Here is a 22,428-nt window from a genome sequence, read left to right as displayed (position 1 = left end):
CTACCTCGCACGCGGCGCGCCCAGCGCCGCAACGCGGCGATAAAGCGTGCTGCGGTGCACGCCCAGCGCGCGCGCAGCGCGGCTGACATTGCCGCCATGGGCGGCCAGGGCATTGTGGATCGCGGCGTCCGTCATGGCTTGCAGATTCGCAGGATCAACGTCTGTGCCTGCGGCTTGCGGCGCAGACGCCGCGCCGCGGATGTCGGCGGGCAGCATGTCGGCCTCGACGACGCCGGCAGGTCCCGCCAGCACGTGCAATGTGCGCAGCACGGCCGCCAGTTGCCGGTAGTTGCCGGGCCATGAATAGGCGGCCAGGATGGCTTCGATCTCGGCCGGCAGCACAGGGCCTGCGCCTTGCGCCGCCCACAGGCCACGCAGCAGCTCCAGGCGGTCGGCGCGTGCACGCAACGGTTCCAGCGTGACGGTGTATTCGGCGATGCGGAAGTACAGGTCCGGGCGCACCGGCGCGTCGGGCCCCTCGTGCGCCAGCGGCCGGTGTGTCGCGCACACCAGCGCGAAGTCCACGGACACCGGCCTGGCCGCGCCCAGCGGCGAGACTTCACGCGTCTGCAGCACGCGCAGCAAGCGCGATTGCAGCATCAGCGGCATGTCGCCGATCTCGTCCAGGAACAGCACGCCGCCGTGCGCCTGGCGCAGCAGTCCCTTGCTGCCCTGGCGCCTCGCGCCAGTGAAGGCGCCGTCTTCATAGCCGAACAGCTCGGATTCGATCAAGCTTTCCGGCAACGCCGCGCAGTTCACCGCCACGAACGGCCCGCAGGCGCGCTTGCTGCGCGCATGCAGCTGGCGCGCGAACACTTCCTTGCCCACGCCGGTTTCGCCTTGCAACAGAATCGACACGCCCGCATCCGACAGGTGGACGGCGCGTGCCAGCGCGCCCAGGGTTGCGGCATCGAAACTCGGTTCAGCGGGGCGCGGGCCGGCCGCGGGCGGCAGCGCCGGCCGCGCTGGCGCCTGTGGCGCGCGCGAACGCGGCCAACGCAGACGCGCGTGGTACACGGCGCCCGAGCGCGCCTGCACCCTGCCGGCCGCGTCGGGGCAGCGCTCCATGTCGCCATCGAATACGTCGGCGTAGCGGTACACGCCCAGTGCGGTGGGCGCCAGGCCCAGCGCCTGCAAGGCGCGGCGGTTGGCGCCGATCAGCAGGTCGCCCTGGAAGGCCAGCAGGCCCTCGCCGGGCGCGCCCAGTCCGGAATGGTCCACGTGCAGCCGCAGCACGGCGTGCTGCTCGTAGGCCTGTTCAAACAAACGGTGCTCGATCAGGTCCACGGCGGCGCGCACCAGTTCCAGCACGTCGGGCCGCAGGTCGCGCGCCGGGCTGGACAGGTCCAGCACGCCCAGCGTGCGGCCCTCGCTGTCGGTAATGGGGACGGCGGCGCAGGTCAGGATGCGGTTGGGTTCGAAATAGTGTTCCGCGCCATGCACGGCGATGGGCCGGCCTTCCACCAGCGCGGTGCCGATGGCGTTGGTGCCTGCCGCCGCTTCGTCCCAGGGCGCGCCGGGCATCAGCGCCACGCGCGAGGCGCGCTGGGCGAAACCGGTGTCGCCGTCGGAGTCCAGCACCAGGCCTTGCGCGTCGGACAGGATCACCAGGCCGCCGCTGCCGCCGGCCTGGCGGCGCAGCAGGGATATGGCGGGTTCGGACAGCCTGCGCAGCGCCTCGTTGCGCTGCTGGGCCTCGCGCAACTCGCCCTGGGTCATGAGCTCGGCGCGGCGCACGCCGCGCATGTCGAAGCCCAGGTCGGCGCAGCGACGCCACGACCGCAGGATGGGCTCGGCGACCATGCCGCCGGGCACCGCGCCTTGCTGGTTGAACAGCAGGCGCGCTTGCGTCAGCGCGTGCTGACGGGAATGAGTGGCCATGCATGTCTCCTGGGACAGGCGTTCTGCGACACCTGTTCCGCGACGATGTCGCAAAAAGCGACAGGGAGCGAGCCCTCACGCCGCGCCCGCTACGCGGACTGCCTGCCCCCTGGGGAGCTGACCCGCCCAGGGGCGGCCCGGCGGCGGGCCGGCCCTCTGGGGCATTGCTGCACGTCGCCCCATTTTGGAAACCTACTTTCGCATGCAAGCCGCGGGCTGTCCAGCGGGGAAGCACCGACTGGCACGCTCCTTGCTTGATAAAGGACAGGCAGCCGACTGCCGCACCCCCACAATACCGGAGACAAGCATGGACATCGCGACCCGCATCACCCCCGACTCCTACGGCACGCGCCTGGACCTGAAGACCCAGTACGACAATTTCATCGACGGCAAATGGCAGAAGCCCTCCGACGGCGAATACTTCGACAACGTCACGCCGGTCACGGGCCAGGTGCTGACGCGCAATGCCCGCTCCAAGGAGCGCGACATCGAGCTGGCGCTGGACGCCGCGCATCGCGCCGCGCCGAAATGGGGAGCGACCCCGGCCGCGCAGCGCGCCCGCATGCTGATGCAGATCGCCGACGTGATGGAGGCGAACCTGGAGCGCCTGGCCACGGCCGAAACCTGGGACAACGGCAAGCCCATCCGCGAAGCGCGCGCCGCCGACATCCCGCTGGCGATCGACCACTTCCGCTATTTCGCCTCTTGCATCCGCAGCCAGGAAGGCTCGCTGTCCGAGATCGACCACGACACCGTGGCCTATCACTTCAACGAACCGCTGGGCGTGGTGGGCCAGATCATTCCGTGGAACTTCCCCATCCTGATGGCCGCGTGGAAGCTGGCGCCGGCCCTGGCCGCGGGCAACTGCGTGGTGCTCAAGCCCGCCGAGCAGACGCCGCTGGGCATCCTGCTGCTGATGGAACTGATCGGCGACATCCTGCCCCCGGGCGTGGTGAACGTGGTCACGGGCTTCGGCCTGGAAGCGGGCAAGCCGCTGGCCTCGAACAAGCGCATCGCCAAGATCGCCTTCACCGGCGAGACCACCACCGGCCGCCTCATCATGCAGTACGCCTCGCAGAACATCATTCCGGTCACGCTGGAACTGGGCGGCAAATCGCCCAACATCTTCTTCGCCGACGTGGCCGCGCAGGACGATGACTTCCTCGACAAGGCGATCGAAGGCTTCGTCATGTTCGCGCTGAACCAGGGCGAGGTCTGCACCTGCCCCAGCCGCGCGCTGATCCAGGAATCCCTGTACGACAAGTTCATGGAACGCGCCCTCAAGCGCGTGGCCGAGATCAAGCAGGGCAATCCGCTGGACGCGGACACCATGCTGGGCGCGCAGGCGTCCACCGAGCAGCTGGAGAAGATCCTGTCGTACCTGGACATCGGCAAGCAGGAAGGCGCCGACGTGCTGGCCGGCGGCTCGCGCGCGCAGATGCAGGGCGCGCTGGAAGGCGGCTATTACGTGCAACCCACGGTGTTCAAGGGCCACAACAAGATGCGCGTGTTCCAGGAGGAAATCTTCGGGCCGGTGGTGGCCGTGACGACCTTCAAGGATGCCGACGACGCGCTGGCCCTGGCCAACGACACGCTCTACGGCCTGGGCGCGGGCGTGTGGTCGCGCGACGCCAACACCTGCTATCGCATGGGACGCGCCATCAAGGCGGGCCGCGTGTGGACCAACTGCTATCACGCCTATCCTGCGCATGCGGCGTTTGGCGGCTACAAGCAATCGGGCATCGGGCGCGAGAACCACAAGATGATGCTCAACCACTATCAGCAGACCAAGAACCTGCTGGTGAGCTACTCGCCGAAGAAGCTGGGTTTCTTCTGACCCGGTTGTGTGCCGGCGCCGGGCCGCGAGGCCCGGCGCGCCTCAAAGGAGCCTGACATGGCAGAGCAAACGCCGCGCGTGGTCGCCACCGACGAGGCGCGCAGCCTGATCGAAACGCTGCGGGCCAAGCACGGCCCGCTGATGTTCCACCAGTCCGGCGGCTGCTGCGATGGCAGTTCGCCCATGTGCTATGCCCAGGGCGAATTCATGGTGGGCGGATCGGATGTGCTGCTGGGCGAACTGGAAGGCTGCCCGTTCTACATGGGCGAGGACCAGTTCGCGTACTGGGAGCACACCCAGCTCATCATCGACGCCGTGCCCGGCCGCGGCGGCGCGTTCTCGCTGGACAGCGCGGAAGGCAAGCGCTTCCTGCTGCGCTCGCGGCTGTACTCGGACGAGGAGTGGGCGCGGGTGGCGCCTGTCAGCAAGGGCTGAGCCCCTAGCCGGCTGGTCGCGCGGGGTCCTAGCGGCCCCGCGGCCCGCCTTGCGGACTGCCCTTGTCCGGCGTGCCGGCATCGGCAGCCTGTTTCCACTGGAACGACACGCGCCGGATGCGCGCGGCGCGGAACTGCGTGAACGAACGGCCGCCCGGCATGGGCGCGCCGCGATAGGCACTGCTGGCGTTTTTCATTGCTGAAGTTGCGTTGACGAAAAAACTTGCTTGGGCAGCGCTCAAGTGCGCGCGGCCGATGTGCTCCAGGCGCTGGCGGGCGCCGCGCGGCGGGTCCATTCCAGCGCATCTTCGAGGCGGTCGTTGCCCCAGAACATCTCGCCGTCCACAAAGAATGTGGGCGCGCCGAACAGGCCCAGGTTGCGGGCACGGTCGACCTGGCGGCGCAGCGCCTCCTTGGCGGCTTCGGATTTGCCACGAGCGATCAAGGCGGCGGCGTCCAGCCCCAGGTCCGTCAGCAGCCCATGCACGACGTCCTCGGACTGGATGTCCAGGTCGTGCTGGAAATTGGCGCGGAACACGGCCACGCAGAAATCGCGGCCCCAGGGCTCGTCCTGCCCCAGCAGCGCGATGCGCGCGGGCAGCACGCTCATGCGCGGAAACAGGCGCGGACGGTTGTAGACCAGGCCGTACTTTTCAGCCAGGCGGGCAATGTCGCGCATCATGTAGGCGCCCTTGCCCGGAAACAGCCGGAACGGCGTGTCGTTCCAGCCCTGGGCCTGGAAGATCGGACCCAGCAGGAACGGCCGCAGATCCACCCGGACCCCGGCCTCTTGCGCCAGGGCGTCGACGCGTTCGATGGCCAGATAGCTGTACGGGCTGGCGAAATCGAACCACATCTCGATGCGGGGCGTATCGGGCAGGGGCGCGGTCATGACTGGAGCTCCGGGACAAGCTGCTACGAAATTAGCGCGACCTGCGCATCCGGCAGGCCGCTGAGAACGACATCGCGATCGCTGCCGACGGTGATGGAATCACCGGCTTGAAGCACGCTGTCATCGAAACGCTGATATTCGGACAGCCACAAGGTGCCGGCGTGACACACGATGCGGACGCCCGAGGCGCGTTTGAGCAGCATAGTCGAGCCGCCGGCCAGACGAAATGACATTCCCGCAGTGCAACATACCTGGATCATGGCGTACCCCTGGGCCGCGGCGGCGGCGATCGCGGCGGATGGCGGGGCTATGCGCCCTACACCCGTCGTCTGAGTCCTATTGAACGCCCTGGAGGTACTATTGCTCAAGCGACATTTCCGTCCGACACGCATGAGTTTTACGAATGCCATATCCGCTGGCCAAACTCCCACCGCTTGATCTGGTCCGAGGCTTCGTGGCCGTGGGCCGCCGCATGAGCATCACCCTGGCCGCGCAGGATCTGCATGTGACCCAGTCGGCCGTGAGCCGCCAGATCCGGGCGCTGGAGGCCCACCTGGGCGTGCCCCTGCTGGTGCGCGGATTCCGCAGCGTGTCGTTCACCTCCGAGGGCGCACAGCTGTTCCGCATGGCCGACGTATGGCTGAGCCAGCTGGGCGACCTGACCGAGCAGCTGCGCGCCCCCGAGCGCCGCACGCCCGTTACCGTGACCACGACCATAGGCGTGGCCTCGCTGTGGCTGCTGCCGCGGTTGGGGGACTTCCAGGCGGCGCATCCGCACATCGACGTGCGCGTGGCGGCCGACAACCGGCTGATAGACATAGACCGCGAAAGCGTGGATATCGCCATCCGCTACAGCCTGCGCGACGGCGTGCCGGACAGCGCAACCTGGCTGTTCGGCGAGGCCGTGGTGCCGGTGGCCCACCCCTCGCTCAAGGCCCGCCTGCTGGATGCCGAGGAACTGCAACGCCACGTGCTGCTGGAATTCGACGACCCGACGCGTCCCTGGCTGCAATGGTCGGAATGGCTGAATGCGCGCGGCCTGGCCCGCGTGCCCACCCGGGGCATGCTGCGTTTCAACCAGTACGACCAGATCGTGCACGCGGCGCTGGCGGGCCACGGCATCGCGCTGGGCCGGCTGGCGCTGATTGCGCCGATGCTGGCGGACAAACGGCTGGAGGCCGTCGGCGGCCAGGCCGCCAGCGCCACCGAGCACGCCTACTGGCTGGTGCGCAATACGCGCCGCGCCACGCCGGACGCCGAGGTCGTCACACGCTGGCTGATCGAACAGGCCGAAGCCACCGCGCGCGACCTGACCGCGTAGACGCGGCGCCGCGCTACAAAATTTATACAGATCTTCATAACTTGGGATGGTTGCTCCGGTAGATTGCGGCGCTGATCCGTAACCCTGCTCCCAAGATGTTGATTAGGCATTTCCGTCCGGCGCTCGGGTGGCAAGACTGGTTCGTCAATTTTCAGCGATCCTTCCTGGTCCTGCTGGCCCCTTGGCTGATCAGCGTCCTGGCGCAAAGCGCCGGACGCGTCTACCTGCTGCTGCGCTATGCCGCGCCGGGGACTTATGACGCGCTGCCGCAGGACGTGCGGCGCAGCCTGACGACAGGGCTGCTGTTCGACATCAAGGTCGCCAGCATCGCCTGTTCGGCGCTGCTGCTGCTGTCCATGGCGGCGGCGGCCAGACCCGGGCTGCAACGGCGTTGGCAGCGCCATCTGCCGGGACTGGGCGCAGCCATGGCGACGCTGTTCGCGGCCATCACGATCGTCAGCGTCTTCTACTTCGCCACATTTTCCCGTTCCATCGACATCTTCGTGTTCGGGCTGGTGGACGACGACACCCAGGCCATCCTGATGACCCTGTGGCATGGCTACCCGTTGACGCAGGCAGGCCTGCTGCTGGCGGCGGTGCTGGCGGGGACCTGGTGGCTCGGCCGCCGTTGGCGCGGCTGGGTGCAAGGCATGCGGTTCAAGCGCCGCGCGTTCATTCCCAGCCTGTTGCGGTTTGCGCTGATCATAGGCATCACCGTGCTGGCCTGTAGAGGTTCGCTGGGCAAGTTTCCGCTCAACAAGGACGACACCAGCATCTCGTCGCTGCGCCTGCTCAATGACATCGCGCCCAATGGCGTCTCGGCCTTTTCGTGGGCCCTGTCCGACCGCGGCAACGACAAGCGCTTCGAACCCGTCACCTTGCGCGAGGGGCGCTTGCTCTACGAGCGTTTTCTGGGCTGGCCGGACAACGGCCTGCGGCCATTCATGGCCACAACCGCACCCAACTCCGCGGCAGCCGCAAGACCGCCCCACGTGGTGCTGCAGGTCATGGAGAGCATGGGCGCGCATCTGAACGCTTATGACAACCCCGACCGCGACCTGCTCGGCGCACTGCGTCCGCACTGGCGCGAGGACTGGGTATTCGAGCGCTTCGTGGCCGAAGGCAACGGCACCATAGAATCCTTGAGCCTGCTGCTGGTGCGCAGCCCCATTGCCGCCGTCGGCCAATCGTCGGCGGTGGACACGCCATTCGCCAGCAACGCCTTCACGCCCTTTCTGCAACGCGGCTACCGGGTCGTCTTCGTCACCTCCGGCGCCGCCACCTGGCGCAACCTCGGCGTCTTCGCCACCAAGCTGGGCGCGCATGAATTCGTGGATCAGCAGACCCTCAGAATGCGTTATCCCCAAGCACGGACGGGAACCTGGGGCGTGCCCGACGAGTACATGTTCCGCTATATCGAAGAGCGGCTGGCGCAAGGCACCCAGGACGGCCAGCCGCTATTCATCGTGGCCTTGTCCACCACCCATCACCCTCCGTTCATCGTGCCCGACGGCGGCCAGCGCGGCGGCCTGCCCCTGGACGATGTGGCCAGCCTGCCCTACTTCAAGACCTGGGACACGCTGGCGGCCGCATTCGACACGCTGCGATATGCCAACGATCAGTTGGGGGGCTTCCTGACGCGCCTGAAGGCATCGGACTACGCGTCGCGGACCATCGTCGCCGTGACCGGCGACCACAACATCCTGGGCATCGACTATCAGGATCCGAAGGACGCGGCGCTGGCGCGCGCCGTGCCGTTCTACCTGTATGTGCCGCAGGCCTACCGGACACAGGCGCGTTACGACCCGGCGCGCGTAGGCAGCCACAAGGACATCCTGCCCACGCTGTATCACCTGAGCCTCCCGGAGACTCGCTACTTCCGCAGCGGCTGCGACCTACTGGCCGCCCAGCCCGATCCGGCCTGGTGTTTCGGCTTCAACAGCAAGCACGTGCTGCTGACCGATGAAGGGGTGTTCCGGCAGGGCAAACCCGGCCGCATCCTGCCCTGGGCAGGTCCATCGGGACTGGCGCTGGAGGCGGAGCAGGACGCGACGGCGGAACAATGGGCGGAGCAGGTCCGCCTGAACGCCTACACCGAGCTGCTGCACTGGCAGATCAATTACCAGGTGCAGGAATTGGGCCGCGCCGGCCAGGCGCGCTAGCGCCCAGGCCTGCCAGGGGTTTTCAGTCGACGCGCACTTCGGGTTCGCCCGCCCGCATGTCGCCGATGACGGCCGCTTGCTCGAAGCCGTGCTGGCGGAACAGGTCCAGCACCGCCTGCGCGGCGTCCGGCGAGCAGGCCACCAGCAGTCCGCCCGCGGTCTGCGGATCGGTCAACAAGGCGCGCTCCGTGTCGCTCACGCCCTCACCCAGGCGCACGGACGCGCCATAGGAGGCCCAGTTGCGGCCGGACGCGCCGGTGATGACGCCGTCCGCGGCAAAGGCCTGCACGCCGGGCAGCCAGGGCAGCGCATCGCGCCGCACATGCGCCGTCAGTTGCGCGCCGCGCGCCATTTCCAGCGTATGCCCCAACAGGCCGAAGCCGGTCACGTCGGTGATGGCGTGCACGCCTTCCATGGCGGCCAGCGCCGGGCCGGGCCGGTTCAAGCGGGTGGTCTCGGTGATCATGGCGCGGTAGCCAGCGTCGTCCAGCCGGTTCTTCTTCAGCGCGGCCGACAGAATGCCCACGCCCAATGCCTTGCCCAGGATCAGCACATCGCCGGCGCGCGCGTCGGCGTTGCGCTTGATGCGGGCGGGATGCACCAGGCCCATCGCCGCCAGGCCATAGATGGGTTCAACGGAGTCGATGCTGTGGCCGCCGGCCACCGGAATGCCGGCGTCCTTGCAGACGGCTTCGCCGCCGCGCAGGATGTCGGCGATGACGCTGTGCGGCAGCACGTTGATCGGCATGCCCACGATGGCCAGCGCCATGATGGGCGTGCCGCCCATCGCGTAAACGTCCGACAGCGCGTTGGTCGCGGCGATGCGGCCGAAGTCGTAGGGGTCGTCGACGATGGGCATGAAGAAATCGGTGGTGGCGATGAGCGCCTGTTCGTCGTTCAGACGGTAGACCGCCGCGTCGTCGGCCGTCTCGGTCCCCACCAGCAGATCGGGGTAGCTGACCGCCGGGCCGAAGCGCTTGAGCAGCTCGGACAGCACGCCGGGCGCGATCTTGCAGCCGCAGCCGCCGCCGTGCGAAAGCGAAGTCAATCGCGGCACCGCCGCGCTGGCAACATCCTGGGTGGTCATCTCAATCTCCATAGGTCAGTGGAAAAGGATAGCACCGCCCCCGGGATTGGCCCTATGATGATCCAGCAGCACGCAGCAACGGACGGCCGCCCGGCCCCGGGCGCACCGACAGCCAATCTTCACCGTGAGTGAGGGCTACATGGATCGCCGACATTTCCTCCGTTTCTCGGGCGCCCTGTGCGCCGCCAGCGCGACCCTGCCCAGGGCGGCGCGCGCGGGACTCGCCCCCGTCAGCACCGGATGGCGCGCCTTCGAACTGACCACCGACATCACCGTGCAGGATCCGGGCGCGCACGCGCGCATCTGGATTCCGGTCCCCTACGCCACGGACACCCCTTACCAGCGCGGCGCACAGAGCGCCTGGCAGGTCAGCGGCGGCGGCGTCGCCCAACTGACCCAGGCGCCCGGCTACGGCGTGCAGATGCTGGCCGTGCAATGGCCTGACGCGCAGGCGCCGCGCCAGGTCACGGTCACCAGCCGCTTCCAGACCCGCAACCGGCGCGTGGACCTGAGCCAGCCGCCCTCGGCCGGCGCCCCCCGCGAAAGCGCCGCCGCGCTGCGCGAATTCCTCCAGCCCACCGCGCTGCTACCCACCGACGGCATCGTCAAGAGCACCGCCGACCGCATCACGCGCGGCCACCGCGGCGATCTGGCGCAGGCCCGCGCCATCTACGAATGGGTGGTGGAGAACACCTGTAGGACCGCGTCCACCCGCGGCTGCGGCGTGGGCGACGTGCGCTACATGCTCACGGCCAACGATCTGAACGGCAAGTGCGCCGACATCAACTCCCTGTTTGTCGCGCTGGCCCGCGCCGCCGGCATACCCGCCCGCGACGCCTACGGCCTGCGCGTGGCGGACTCCGAGTTCGGCTACAAAAGCCTGGGCAAGGCTGGCGACGTCACCAAGGCGCAGCACTGCCGCGCCGAGTTCTATGCCGCGGGCTACGGCTGGGTGCCGGTGGACCCCGCCGACGTGCGCAAGGTCATGCTGGAGGAGCCGCCCGGCGAACTGCCGCTGACCGACCCCAAGGTGCGCGCCGCGCGCGTCATGCTGTTCGGCGCCTGGGAAATGAACTGGGTGGCGTACAACCACGGCCACGACGTGGTCCTGCCGGGCGCTACCCACGGTCCCGTGCCGTTCCTGATGTACCCCAACGGCGAAACCTCGGACGGACGGCTGGACAGCCTGGATCCCGCCAGCTTCAGCTACAAGCTCAGCGCCAAGCCGCTTTCCATCTAAGCCCGCCTACTGTCCACCCACGGGGACCGCCATGATCAGCCGCCGCCTACTCCTGCAGTCCGGCCTGTCGCTGGCGGCCCTGCCCTGGTATGCCCGGGCCGCCAGCGACGATGCGCTCAAGAAGGCCACCGGCCCGGACTGGGCGCCCTGGACCGCGTCCACGCCGCCGCTGGCCTTGCCGGACCTGGCCGGCCGCGAAAAGAAACTCGCCTCCTGGCGCGGCAACGTGATCATCGTCAGCTTCTGGGCCACCTCGTGCGACCCTTGCCGCGATGAAATCCCCATCATGTCCGCCATGGCCAAACGCCATCGCGAGGAAGGCCTGCGCCTGGTGGCCGTGAACGTCGGCGATTCGGCGGCCAGGATCAACGCCTTTCTGGCGAAATGGCCGGTCGCGGGTACCGTGCTGCACGACAGGAACAGCACGGCGTCAAAGCAATGGGACGCGGTCGGCCTGCCCGCCAACTATCTGGTGGACCGCGGGGGATCCGTCCGATATTGGCATCTGGGACAGCTGGACTGGAACTCGGACCGGGTAGGCGGCGTAGTGACGGGGATGCTGCGGGCTTAGTGCGCCGCGCAAGAGATGGCGGAAGGCAGCAGGAGTCGAACCTACCTGGGAACGTCTGACGCCCCCAACTGGGTTTGAAGCCCAGCCGTGCCACCGGGCACGAATGCCTTCCACGGTGGCCGCCCATAATACCGGTTACTGCGCCTGCCGCGGGCTTCCGTAGGCGCTTTCCTGGCGCAACACGTGCGCGTCGCGCAAGCGCCTGGTATATCCCACGCGGTCGAAGAACTCGAGGATCTGGATCGCGCGCTTCCTGCCCAGACCGGTGGCGTCGCGGAACGAGGCGGCGTTCAAGCCCTCGGGCTGCGCCGCCAGGCCTTGCGCCAGCGCCGCCAGCGCCGCCACCTGGTCGCGATGATAGAACAGGTCCTTCACCACCTGGGCCACTTCGCCGCGCCGCAACAGCTTGCGCAGCAGTTGCCGCATGCGGTCTTCGGGCTCACCCAGCGTGCGGGCGAGATCGCGCACCCAGGGCGGATCGAAGGCGCCGGCCGCCAGCAGCGGCAGCACGCGCCCGGCCAGCGCCGATTCCTCGGGCGCCAAGGTCGCGCTATGGCCCGGCAGGTGCAGCCAGGGGCCATTGCGCACGATGCGGCCATCGCGCTGCAGATCGTCCAGCGCCGCCTGCCACAACGCATCCGGGCCGGCGGGCATGGCCATGCGGCGCAAACGCGGACCGTCGGGGCCTGGTTCGTCGGGCGCGCCTTGATGGAAAGCAGCCAGCGCCTGCTCCACGCGGGCGCGCAGCGCATCCCAATGCGCCGCCAGGATCAGGGTGCGCGGCGCCTGCGGCGTACGCGCCTCCAGCCACACCGCTGCGGGCGGCGCAGGGATCTCGCTCACGGGCTTGCCCGTCAGGCGCTGCAAGGCGTCTTCGTCCAGCCCCAGCGCGGCATGCTCCAGCACGGGATGCAGGCCGGCGCCGTCCAGCATGGCCGCCAGCGCCTGCAGCCACTGCATGCGCGCGGCGGACCGGCGCTTGCGGTCCGGGGCGTTCGGATCCAGCACCCGGCCGCCGCCGACCGTGCGCGTGGCCTGCGCGTTGCGCACAATGTAGCGGTCGCCCGGCATGACACAAACAGGATCGTCGAACACCAGCTGCACCCAGCCGGACTGTCCGGGCGCCAGCGATTCCGCGCTCAGCGGCACCACGTGCGCCACGTGGCGCGCGGCGCCGATGTGCACATGCAGCGGCGCCCAGGCGCGCACCGGCGCGTCGGCGGATGCCAGCAGCGTCAGCGCCACGTCGACATGGCGCGACGGCAGGAAGCAGCGCGCATCCGCGATCCAGTCGCCGCGCGCGATGGCGTTCTTGTCCATGCCTGCGAGATTCAAGGCGCAGCGCTGGCCCGCCGCGCCGGTTTCGCTGGCCTGGTTCTGGGCATGGATGCTGCGCACGCGTACGCGCGTGCCGGCAGGCATCAGCCGCAAGTCGGCAGCGTCGTCGTCCGCGCGCGCCAGCCCGGCATGGGCCGTGCCTGTCACCACCGTGCCATGGCCGGCCAGGGTGAACACGCGATCGACCGCCAGCCGGAACAGGCCCGCGCTGTCGCGCTGGCGCAGGGCTTGCGCCTCGGCGTGCAGATAGGCCTTCAGTTGCGCCACGCCCGGGTCGTCGGCCTGCGCCGCGCATACGGCGTACAGCGGGGCGTTCTGCAAGAAGGTGCCCGCGGACAGTTCGGCGATTTCCGTGCGCACTGCCTGCAATCTCGCGGCATCGGCGCGGTCGGTCTTGGTCAACGCCACCGCGCCGCGTTCCACGCCCAGCAAAGCCAGGATCGCCAGGTGTTCGCGCGTCTGCGGCATGACGCCGTCGTCCGCCGCCACCACCAGCAGGCCGAAATCGATGCCGCTGGCGCCGGCCGCCATGGTGTGCACAAGCTTCTCGTGCCCCGGCACGTCGATGAAGCCCAGCACGTCGCCGTTGGGCAGCGGGGTGTATGCGTAGCCCAGCTCGATGGAAATCCCGCGCGCCTTTTCTTCCTTGAGCCTGTCGGTATCGACGCCGGTCAGCGCCCGCACCAGCGTGGTCTTGCCGTGGTCGATATGGCCTGCGGTGCCGATGATCACGCCAGGCGCTCCGCGAGTTGCGCGGCGAAGGCCGCTTCGTCGCGCGCTTCCAGGCAACGCAGGTCCAGCCAGAGGGCGTCGTCGGCAATGCGGCCGATCACGGGCACGGGCAGGCGGCGCAATTGCGTCTCCAGCTTGTCCAGGTGCCGTCCGGCGCGGCCGCTGCCGGTGTAGCGCACGGCCAGGCCGTAGCTGGGCAGTTGGTCCACGGGCAAGGCGCCGCTGCCGATCTGGCTGAACATGGGCACGGCCTCGACCGCGTAGTGTTCGCCCGCCGCCTGCGCCAGGACGCCGCGCAGGCGTTCGGCCTGCGGCTGGATGTCGCGCTGCGGGCGGGTCAACAAGCGCAAGGTGGTCAAGCGCTGGGCCAGGAACTCGGGCGCACGGTACAGACCCAACACCGGCTCCAAGGCCGCCAGCGTCAGCTTGCTGACGCGCAGGGCGCGCTTGAGCGGGTTCTTCTTGATCTTGCGGATCAGGTCCTTGCGGCCCACCAGCAGGCCGGCCTGCGGCCCGCCCAGCAGTTTGTCGCCGCTGAAAGTGACCAGGTCCGCGCCGGCCGCGATGGTTTCGCGCACGGTGTCTTCCTTGGGCAGGCCGAACTGGGTCAGATCAACCAGCGTGCCGCTGCCCAGGTCCACGGTAGCGGGCAGGCCGCGCGCGTGCGCCAGCGCCGCCACCTCGGCCACGCTCACGCTCTTGGTGAAACCGGTGACCGCGTAGTTGCTGCAATGCACCTTCATCAGCATGGCGGTGCGCGGGCCGATGGCGTTTTCGTAGTCGGCGGCATGGGTGCGGTTGGTGGTGCCGACTTCGACCAGCTTGGCCCCGGCGCGCTTCATGATGTCCGGAATGCGGAACGCGCCGCCGATTTCGACCAGTTCGCCGCGGGACACCACGACTTCGCGCCGGTCCGCCAGCGCGTTCAGCATCAGCAGCACGGCGGCCGCATTGTTATTGACGACGGTAGCGGCCTCGGCCCCCGTCAGTTCGCACAACAGTTCATCGATCAGGTCGTCGCGGTCGCCGCGCCCGCCGGTGTCCAGGTCGAACTCCAGGTTGGCGGGGGTGGTGAGCGCGCGCAGCACCGAGGCCACCGCCTCATCGGGCAGCAGCGCCCGGCCCAGGTTGGTGTGCAGCACCGTGCCGGTCAGGTTGTACACGGCCCGCAGCTTCGGCTCGGCCGTCCGGGCCAATGCCGCGGCCACGCGCGCGGCCACGGCGTCGGCGTCGAGCTCCTGGCGCGGCAGCCCGCCGGCCAGCGCACGTTCGCGCATCGCGTCCAAATCCCGGCGCAGCGCCGCCACCACCTGGGTGCGGCCGTGCTCGTCCAGCGCGGCGCGCATGGCCGGCGCATTCAGCAACCGGTCCAACGAAGGGATCTCCGATACCGCGGCCACGCCGCCTTCGGGCGCTTGTGCGGCCATTACTGCTCTGCTCCCTGATCCGACGCCGGCTCCGATCCGTGCCACAGCAACGGATTGCCGCTGGCCCGCGAATAGCCCGCCTCGCCGACCAGCACGTCCAGCATCAGGCTGGCCAGGTCGTCGGCCACGGGCTCCACCTGCAGGTCCTTGTCCTGGTAGAAGATCTTGCGATAGGTATGGCAGTGGTCGCAGGTTTCCGCCTTGATGGCGGGCGTACGGCCCTCGATGGCCTGATACGCCACCGATTCCACGTCTTCGCAATGCGAGCATTTCACCCGCACCATGTGCCACTGGGTCGCGCACAGGCTGCAGCACAGGTAGCGGTAGCCTTCGAACTGCCCGCCCACACGCACCACGCTGGCCACCGGCAGGCTGGCGCACACCGGACAGACGCCAAAGGGGCTGGCCACGGGCAACTGCTTTTCGTCGAAACGGCTGGCCAGATCGGTCCAATAGACTTGCAGGGCCGCCATCACGAAGGGCGCCGCGGCGCCGTCCACGCCCTGGTCCTGTTCGGACAGCACCGCCTCGGCCAGATCCTCCAGCGACTCCGGATCCTCGGCCAGCGCACGGCGCAGGCCGGCGCAGACTTCGATGGCCTCGGCCGGCACGTCCTTGGCGCCGGCGACATGGTCCAGCAGCTGGCCCAGGATGTTGCGCCACAAGGGGTCGCGCGGCCAGCCCACGGCCTGCAGGGGCGGCATGCCATGCGCCTGCGCCAGCGAAATGCGCTCCTCGGAAGCCTCGGGCGCGGCGCAGCCCTGCAGGGCGCGATGCTGGGCGTCGACCAGATGCGCCATCAGCAGCAGGTAGTCGGCCACCGGGCTATCCGCCGCCAGTTGCCGCAAGCGGGCTGCGCGCGTGGCGAAAACCGACGCGCGGTCCGGCAGGCTGACTTGGGGAATGCGGTTGTGATCTAGCGCTTCGATCTCGCCGCGCGGAAGAATTCGCTGCACTTGCGTCTCCAGTAAAAAAACACGGCTGCCAGCCTTCAAGGAGAAGGATAGCAGCCGTTGGGCGGGTGCGTGGGGGCCAAGAAAGCCCCATTTGCCGCAGCGCTGAGGGAACGCGCAAACTGCGCGTTCCGTTTTGCACTATTTTCTGATTTGCTCGCGGAACCAGGCGCGATGATGCTTCCACGCCCAACCCGCCGTGACATACCCCCGCAGCATCGCGGTCAGGGAACCCTTGACCCAAATGGCAGCGTAGATGTGCACGATGATGGCGCAGATCAGCACCAGCGCGCTGACGGCATGCACCACCGAAGCGGCGCGGATGACCCAGATCGGGAAGTAGAACGCGAAATACTCGCGCCAGATCACGATGCCGCTGACGAACAGGCCCAGCATGCAGAGGATCAGCACGTAGAACAGCAGCTTCTGGCCGGCGTTGTACTTGCCGACTTCGGGCAGCTTTTCCTCGCGGTTCTCGACCACATCGTTCAATTGCCGCATCCACTGGCGGTCGGCCTTCGTCATGAGGTTGTGCCGCCACATGTGGCCGGCGAACACGACGAAGCAGGCGAACATCACCACCCCGATGAAGGGATGCAGGATGCGCGTCCAGGGTCCGCCCCCGAACAGGTTGCTCAGCCAGTACATGGACGGGTGGAACAGCGCCAGCCCGGACAGCGCCAACAGGATGAACGTGAAAGCGATGATCCAGTGGTTGGTGCGCTCGCCCGGCGTGTAGCGCTTGATCCGGCGGTAATGGCGGTCTTCACTCATGGCGCACCTCCTCTTCGGCACGGCGTTCGTCTTCCTCGGACACCTCGTTGCGGCCTACGCGGGCGTAGTGGAAAAAGCCAGCCAGCGCGGTCAGGGCCATCACGGCCACGCCCACGGGCTTGGCCAGCCCCTTCCATAGCGAGACCATGGGGCTGATCTGCGGGTCCTTGGGCAGCCCGTGGTACAGCCCGGGCTGGTCGGCGTGATGCAGCACGTACATGACGTGAGTGCCGCCCACGCCCTGCGGGTCATACAGGCCAGCCTTGTCGAAGCCGCGCGACTTGAGGTCGACGATCCGCTCCTCGGCGTGCTGCGTCATGTCTTCCTTGGTGCCGAAGACGATGGCGCCGGTAGGACACGCCTTGACGCAGGCCGGCTCCTGGCCGACGGCCACGCGGTCGGAACACAAGGTGCACTTGTACGCCTTGTGGTCCTTCTTGGAGATGCGCGGCACGTTGAACGGGCAGCCGGTGATGCAGTAGCCGCAACCGATGCAGTTCTCTTCGTGGAAATCCACGATGCCGTTGTTGTACTGGATGATGGCGCCCGGCGACGGACAGGCCTTCAGGCAGCCCGGATCCTCGCAGTGCATGCAGCCGTCCTTGCGGATCAGCCATTCCAGATCGCCTTGCGGATTCTCGTATTCGGAGAAGCGCATGACGGTCCAGGAATGCTCGGTCAGGTCGGCCGGGTTGTCGTAGACACCCACGTTGGTGCCGATCTCGTCGCGCAGATCGTTCCATTCCATACAGGCGCTTTGGCAAGCCTTGCAGCCGATGCACTTGGAGACGTCGATCAGCTTGGCCACCGAGCCCGTGACGGGCTCGCGGATGCCCGGCGGCGGCGTGGTGGTGGCGGAGCGCCGCTTGATGTCTAGGGATTGCATGGACATGTCGGTCTCCTTAGGCCTTCTCGACCTGCACCAGGAACGACTTGAATTCCGGCGTCTGGGAATTCCCGTCGCCCACGAACGGCGTCAGGGTGTTGGTGAGGAAGCCAGGCTTGGCCAGGCCCACGAAGCCCCAATGGATGGGGATGCCCACGTGGTGCACCGTCTTGCCCTCGATGGTCAGCGCGCGCAGGCGCTTGGTGACCAGCGCCACCGCCTTGATGTAGCCGCGGTTGGACGACACCTTCACGCGCGAACCGTTGGCGATGCCCAATTCCTTGGCCAGCGCCTCGCCGATTTCCACGAACTGCTCCGGCTGGAGGATCGCGTTGATGCGGACGTGCTTGGTCCAGTAGTGGAAATGCTCCGTCAGGCGGTAGGTCGTGGCCACGTAGGGGAACTTGTCCACCGTGCCCATCGCGGCCAGGTCGTCCTTGAAGACCCGCGCGGCGGGGTTGCTGGTGACGCCCTTGGCCTTCGGATACAGCGGGTTGTAGCCCAGCGGCGTCTCGAAGGGTTCGTAGTGCTCGGGGAACGGCCCTTCGGCCATGCCCGCCCGCGCGAAGAAGCGCGCCACGCCCTCGGGGTTCATGATGAACGGTCCCATGCCGCCGTCCGGATTTTCGTCGCCCTTGAAGTCGGGGATGTCGGCGCCGGTCCAGAACTTGCCGTTCCAGGAGATCAGGCTACGGCGCGGATCGAACGGCTTGCCCGCCACGTCACAGGAAGCGCGGTTGTACAGGATGCGGCGGTTGGCCGGCCACGCCCAGGCCCAGTTCAGGGTCTGGCCGATACCGGTCGGGTCGCTGTTGTCGCGCCGCGCCATCAGGTTGCCGGTAGGCCCCCAGGCGCCCGCGAAGATCCAGCAGCCGCTGATGGTGGAGCCATCGTCGCGCAGTTCCGCGAAGCCGGCCAGTTGCTCGCCGGCCTTGCGGGTGACCTTGGAAGGATCCTTGGGATCGGTCAGCTCCACCAGCGCCTTACCCGTGTATTCCTTGGCCAGTTCTTCCGCGGTGGGATTCTGCGGATTGGAGTACGGCCAGGACAGGTTGACGATGGGATCGGGATACTTGCCGCCCTCGTCCTGGTACATCTTGCGCAGGCGCGTGAACAGCAGCGCCATGATCTCGATGTCGCTCTTGGCCTCGCCCGGAGGCTCGGCGCCCTTCCAGTGCCATTGCAGCCAGCGGCCGGAGTTCACCAGCGTGCCGTCTTCCTCGGCGAAGCAGGTGGTGGGCAGGCGGAAGACCTCGGTCTGGATCTTGGAGGGATCCACATCGTTGGCCTCGCCCGCGTTGCGCCAGAACTCGGAGGTCTCGGTGACCAGCGGGTCCATGATGACCAGGAACTTCAGCTTGGCGAACCCGGCGTTCAGCTTGGCCTTGTTGGGCGCGGCCGCCAGGGGGTTGAAGCCCTGGGCGAGGTAGCCGTTCATCTTGCCCTGGTTCATGAGCTCGTAGACTTGCAGCATGTCGTAGAGCTTGTCCAGCTTGGGCAGGTAGTCGAACGCCCAGTTGTTTTCGGCCGTGGCGGACTTGCCCCACCAGGCCTTCATCAGGCTCACGTGGAACTTGCTGTAGTTCTGCCAGTAGCTCAGCTGGTTGGGCCGCAGAGGCTTCTGCGTGCGCGACTCGATGTACTTGCCGTAGTCCTGTTCGGGCTCGTTGGGCAGGGTCATGTAGCCGGGCAGCAGGTTCGACATCAGGCCCAGGTCGGTCAGGCCCTGGATGTTCGAATGCCCGCGCAGCGCGTTCATGCCGCCGCCGGCGATACCGATGTTGCCCAGCAGCAGTTGCACCATCGCGCCCGTGCGGATGATCTGCGAACCGATGGAGTGCTGCGTCCAGCCCAGCGCGTAGAGGATGGTCGCGGCGCGGTTGGTGGTGGCGGTGGACGCCAGCATCTCGCACACCTTCAGGAACTTGTCCTTGGGCGTGCCGCAGACGCGCTCGACCATGTCCTCGGTGTAGCGCGAGTAGTGCTTCTTCAGCAGCTGGTAGACGGTGCGCGGATGCGCCAGCGTCGGGTCCGTCTTGACGTAGCCGTCGTCGCCGCGCTCGTAGTCCCAGCTGGCCTTGTTGTAGGTGCGCTTCTCGGCGTCGTAGCCGGAATACAGGCCCGCGTCGAACGCGAAGTCCTCGCGCACGATGAAGGAAAAGTCCGTGTAGTTGCGCACGTACTCGTGCTGGATCTTGTCATTGTCCAGCAGATACTTGATGACGCCGCCCAGGAAAATGATGTCGGTGCCGGTGCGTATGGGCGCGTAGAAGTCCGCCACGGATGCCGAGCGCGTAAAGCGCGGATCCACGACGATCAGCTTTGCCTTGTTGTGGGCTTTTGCTTCCGTGACCCATTTGAACCCGCAAGGGTGGGCCTCGGCGGCATTGCCGCCCATGATCAGTACTACGTCCGCGTTCTTGATGTCGACCCAATGGTTCGTCATCGCTCCACGGCCAAACGTCGGGGCAAGACCTGCCACCGTCGGGCCATGTCAGACACGGGCTTGGTTATCGAATGCCAGTATCCCCATGCTGCGCACAGTCTTGTGCGTGATGTAGCCAACCTCGTTGCTGCTTGCGGAGGCCGCCAGCATGCCGGTGGTCAGCCACCGGTTGACGGTCTTGCCGTCCGCGGTCTTCTCGACGAAGTTCGCGTCGCGGTCCGCCTTCATGAGCTTGGTGATGCGGGTCAGGGCATCGTCCCACGACATCCGCACCCACTTGTCCGAACCCGGCGCCCGGTATTCCGGGTACTTCAGGCGGTTGGGGCTATGGATGAAGTCGATCAGGGCAGCGCCCTTCGGACAGAGCGTGCCGCGGTTGACGGGGTGGTCCGGGTCGCCTTCGATGTGCATGATGCTGGCGCGGGCGTTCTTGGAGCCGTCGCCCAAGCCGTACATCAGCAGTCCACAGGCGACCGAACAGTAGGGACAGGTGTTGCGCGTTTCAGTCATGCGCGCAAGCTTGTACTGGCGGACTTCGGCCATGGCCGTGCCGGGGGCTGCCCCCAGCAAAGCCAGGCTGGAGCCTGCCAGCGTCGCACCGGTCACCTTGAAGAACTGGCGGCGATTCATGTTGACCATGAAACACTCCTCTCCGGGTGAAATGAAGGAAGCCGTTGGCTGGCCGAAGCAAAAGCCCTACGAATTCCAAGGATATTTTTCCAAGTATAGGCTTTGCGGGACGGGTACGCCATGGGACCCGTCTTAAGGACGACCTTCCTTATGTCTGAGATTTAGCGGCCAAATCGGAGGTTTTCGCAGATTTTGGATGATCCGCCGGCTGCTACCATCTGCGGCTGCCTGGACTGGCCCGCCGACCCGCCCTTTTTGGGGGAGGCCGCGCCGCCAGCCTTCTTTCCCGCATGACCGTAGGAGCGCCGATGCGCCGCCTTGTTGCCCTGGCCTTGTCCATCACCGCCACGCTCGCGCCAGCCACGCTGACCCGCGCGGCCCCGGCCGCCCTGACTCCCGCCGCGGCCGCCACCGAAGCCGCCCACCAGGCGGGCATGGAAGGCTATCTCTACTTCTACCCGCTGGTCACGATGGACCTGACCCGCCGCCAGTTCACCCACCCGTCCCGCGGCGCCGAGGGCGCGCCGGCCAATACCTTTCTGCATGCGCGGGCGCTGCCGCAGCCGGGCGCGGCCACGCCCTGGGCCAATCCGGACATGCTGCGCAGCGTCGGCTGGCTGGACCTGACGTCCGGGCCGGTAGTGCTGTCGGTGCCGGATACCCAAGGCCGGCTCTATGCGCTGACGCTGCTGGACATGTGGACGGATGTGTTCGCCACGCTGGGCAAGCGCAGCACCGGCACGGCCAAGGGCAATACCGTGATCGTGCCGCCGGGCTGGAGCGGCGTGCTGCCCTCGGGCATGGCGCGCATCGACGCGCCCACGGCCTACGTATGGGCCAAGAATCTGATCCAGGCGGATGGACCCGCCGACTACCCCGCGGTCCACGTCTTGCAAGACGGCTTCCAGCTGACGCCGCTGGCGCAATGGAACCTGCCCGCGCAAGCGCAGCGGGCGAAGGCCGATCCCTCCCTGAATCTGCGCATCCCGGTGCGCGAGCAGGTCGAATCCATGCCGACCGACGCCTACTTCGAATATGCGGCCGAGCTGCTGCGCAAGAACCCGCCGCATGCCACCGATCAGCCCGTGCTGGCCAGGCTGCGCGGCGCCGGGCTGGCCGCCGGCCGGCCGTTCGACTTCGCCCAGCTCGACCATCCCGCCAAACAGGGTTTGCGCCGCGGCCTGCGGGCGGCGCGCGAGCGCATGACGGCGGCGGCCGGCGCCACGGTGCGCAGCGTCAACGGCTGGCACCAGGAAACCGCCAGCATCGGCGTCTACGGCAATTCCTATCTGCGGCGCGCCCTGGCGGCGCAGGCGCAGCCAGGCGCGGGCCTGCCCGAAGACCTGAGCGTGCTGCTGCTGGCGGCCGACAGCCAGGGCGCACCGCTGGATGGCGCGCACGGCTACACGCTGCATTTTGAAAGCGGCCAACTGCCGCCCGCCGCGGCGCTGTGGTCGCTGGCGGCCTACGACGCGCAAGGCATGCCGTCGGCCAATCCGCTGAACCGCTACGCGCTGGGCGACCGTGATCCTTTGCGGTACAACGCCGACGGTTCGCTGGACCTGCGCATCAGCCATGCGCCGCCCGCGCCCGAGGAACAGTCCAACTGGCTGCCGCTGCCCGCAGCCGGCGCAGTCAGCGTGCTGCTGCGCGTCTATGCGCCCGAACCCGCGCTGCTGGACGGATTGTGGACGCCGCCCGCCCTGCTGCGCGACACCCCGCCCGAAGACACCCCGCAAGAATCCCCGGAAGCCGCTGAAAAGACGCAGCCATGACAGGCGCCTGCCGCTACCATAGGCGTTTTATCCAAGATTAAA

The 22,428-nt window shown here is 67.8% G+C and carries 18 protein-coding genes and 1 tRNA gene; 7 read left to right on the top strand and 12 right to left on the bottom strand.

Going from position 1 to position 22,428, the window contains the following annotated elements; genetic code table 11:
• Complete coding sequence (locus NGK62_RS13300) at positions 1-1,881, bottom strand: sigma-54-dependent Fis family transcriptional regulator (protein WP_251878631.1); 1,881 nt, start codon at positions 1,879-1,881, stop codon at positions 1-3.
• 307 nt (positions 1,882-2,188) lie between these two features.
• On the opposite strand from NGK62_RS13300, the gene adh reads away from it, so the two are divergent.
• Both adh and NGK62_RS13290 read left to right on the top strand, forming a co-directional pair.
• Positions 2,189-3,718, top strand: coding sequence for an aldehyde dehydrogenase (gene adh / locus NGK62_RS13295; RefSeq protein ID WP_059377164.1), 1,530 nt, complete (start codon positions 2,189-2,191; stop codon positions 3,716-3,718).
• Positions 3,719-3,775: 57 nt separating this feature from the next.
• On the top strand, positions 3,776-4,153 hold the full coding sequence (locus tag NGK62_RS13290) for a DUF779 domain-containing protein (protein WP_054455269.1): 378 nt from the start codon (positions 3,776-3,778) through the stop codon (positions 4,151-4,153).
• Positions 4,154-4,181: 28 nt separating this feature from the next.
• On the opposite strand, the gene NGK62_RS13285 is transcribed toward NGK62_RS13290, so the two are convergent.
• From NGK62_RS13285 to NGK62_RS13275, 3 genes are read right to left on the bottom strand one after another with little or no spacing between them, the layout of a single operon-like run.
• Positions 4,182-4,349: a hypothetical protein gene (locus NGK62_RS13285; protein WP_165867821.1), complete on the bottom strand. Its 168-nt coding sequence runs from the start codon at positions 4,347-4,349 to the stop codon at positions 4,182-4,184.
• A gap of 41 nt (positions 4,350-4,390) precedes the next feature.
• Positions 4,391-5,044: a 2-hydroxychromene-2-carboxylate isomerase gene (locus tag NGK62_RS13280; RefSeq protein ID WP_118932348.1), complete on the bottom strand. Its 654-nt coding sequence runs from the start codon at positions 5,042-5,044 to the stop codon at positions 4,391-4,393.
• A gap of 23 nt (positions 5,045-5,067) precedes the next feature.
• Positions 5,068-5,277: a DUF2917 domain-containing protein gene (locus tag NGK62_RS13275; protein WP_118932355.1), complete on the bottom strand. Its 210-nt coding sequence runs from the start codon at positions 5,275-5,277 to the stop codon at positions 5,068-5,070.
• Between the two features lie 170 nt (positions 5,278-5,447).
• On the opposite strand from NGK62_RS13275, the gene NGK62_RS13270 reads away from it, so the two are divergent.
• Positions 5,448-6,365 carry a LysR substrate-binding domain-containing protein gene (locus NGK62_RS13270; RefSeq protein ID WP_118932347.1) on the top strand — a complete coding sequence of 306 codons (918 nt, stop codon included), beginning with the start codon at positions 5,448-5,450 and terminating at the stop codon, positions 6,363-6,365.
• Between the two features lie 95 nt (positions 6,366-6,460).
• The gene (locus NGK62_RS13265) at positions 6,461-8,527 is read left to right on the top strand and encodes an LTA synthase family protein (protein WP_251878628.1); all 2,067 of its coding nucleotides are present in this window, start codon (positions 6,461-6,463) and stop codon (positions 8,525-8,527) included.
• Positions 8,528-8,549: 22 nt separating this feature from the next.
• Here NGK62_RS13265 and selD read toward each other — a convergent pair whose 3' ends face one another.
• On the bottom strand, positions 8,550-9,614 hold the full coding sequence (gene selD, locus NGK62_RS13260) for a selenide, water dikinase SelD (RefSeq protein WP_118932345.1): 1,065 nt from the start codon (positions 9,612-9,614) through the stop codon (positions 8,550-8,552).
• 139 nt (positions 9,615-9,753) lie between these two features.
• Here selD and NGK62_RS13255 point away from each other — a divergent pair, with 139 nt between their 5' ends.
• A complete protein-coding gene (locus tag NGK62_RS13255; protein ID WP_251878626.1) occupies positions 9,754-10,854 on the top strand; it encodes a transglutaminase-like domain-containing protein in 1,101 nt (366 codons plus the stop codon).
• 31 nt (positions 10,855-10,885) lie between these two features.
• On the top strand, positions 10,886-11,425 hold the full coding sequence (locus NGK62_RS13250) for a TlpA disulfide reductase family protein (RefSeq protein WP_251878624.1): 540 nt from the start codon (positions 10,886-10,888) through the stop codon (positions 11,423-11,425).
• A gap of 16 nt (positions 11,426-11,441) precedes the next feature.
• Here the strand turns inward: NGK62_RS13250 and NGK62_RS13245 are convergent.
• The 7 genes from NGK62_RS13245 to fdnG form a co-directional block, all read right to left on the bottom strand.
• A tRNA-Sec gene (locus NGK62_RS13245) sits at positions 11,442-11,537 on the bottom strand.
• 23 nt (positions 11,538-11,560) lie between these two features.
• Positions 11,561-13,495, bottom strand: coding sequence for a selenocysteine-specific translation elongation factor (gene selB, locus NGK62_RS13240; RefSeq protein ID WP_251878622.1), 1,935 nt, complete (start codon positions 13,493-13,495; stop codon positions 11,561-11,563).
• Entirely contained in the window at positions 13,492-14,922 is a 1,431-nt protein-coding gene (gene selA, locus NGK62_RS13235; RefSeq protein WP_059377146.1) for an L-seryl-tRNA(Sec) selenium transferase, read from the bottom strand. Before selA ends, selB begins: the two co-directional genes overlap by 4 nt.
• Positions 14,922-15,878 (bottom strand): formate dehydrogenase accessory protein FdhE, encoded by a 957-nt coding sequence (gene fdhE, locus NGK62_RS13230; RefSeq protein WP_251878620.1) that lies wholly within the window; start codon positions 15,876-15,878, stop codon positions 14,922-14,924. Before fdhE ends, selA begins: the two co-directional genes overlap by 1 nt.
• A 138-nt stretch (positions 15,879-16,016) precedes the next feature.
• Positions 16,017-16,649, bottom strand: a complete 633-nt coding sequence (locus tag NGK62_RS13225; protein ID WP_059377141.1) for a formate dehydrogenase subunit gamma — start codon at positions 16,647-16,649, stop codon at positions 16,017-16,019.
• Positions 16,642-17,541, bottom strand: coding sequence for a formate dehydrogenase subunit beta (gene fdxH / locus NGK62_RS13220; RefSeq protein WP_118932339.1), 900 nt, complete (start codon positions 17,539-17,541; stop codon positions 16,642-16,644). Before fdxH ends, NGK62_RS13225 begins: the two co-directional genes overlap by 8 nt.
• A gap of 10 nt (positions 17,542-17,551) precedes the next feature.
• Positions 17,552-20,620 carry a formate dehydrogenase-N subunit alpha gene (gene fdnG / locus NGK62_RS13215; protein WP_251878618.1) on the bottom strand — a complete coding sequence of 1,023 codons (3,069 nt, stop codon included), beginning with the start codon at positions 20,618-20,620 and terminating at the stop codon, positions 17,552-17,554.
• A 299-nt stretch (positions 20,621-20,919) separates the two neighbouring features.
• Between fdnG and NGK62_RS13210 the strand changes: the two genes are divergently transcribed.
• Positions 20,920-22,386 carry a DUF1254 domain-containing protein gene (locus NGK62_RS13210; RefSeq protein WP_059377138.1) on the top strand — a complete coding sequence of 489 codons (1,467 nt, stop codon included), beginning with the start codon at positions 20,920-20,922 and terminating at the stop codon, positions 22,384-22,386.
• The last annotated feature ends 42 nt before the right edge of the window (positions 22,387-22,428 follow it).

It is taken from the genome of Achromobacter sp. Marseille-Q4954, from assembly GCF_943737025.1.
GTDB lineage: Bacteria > Pseudomonadota > Gammaproteobacteria > Burkholderiales > Burkholderiaceae_B > Achromobacter > Achromobacter bronchisepticus_A.
Note: the sequence above shows the minus strand (reverse complement) of the source record. Positions and strands in the feature narration are given on the sequence as shown.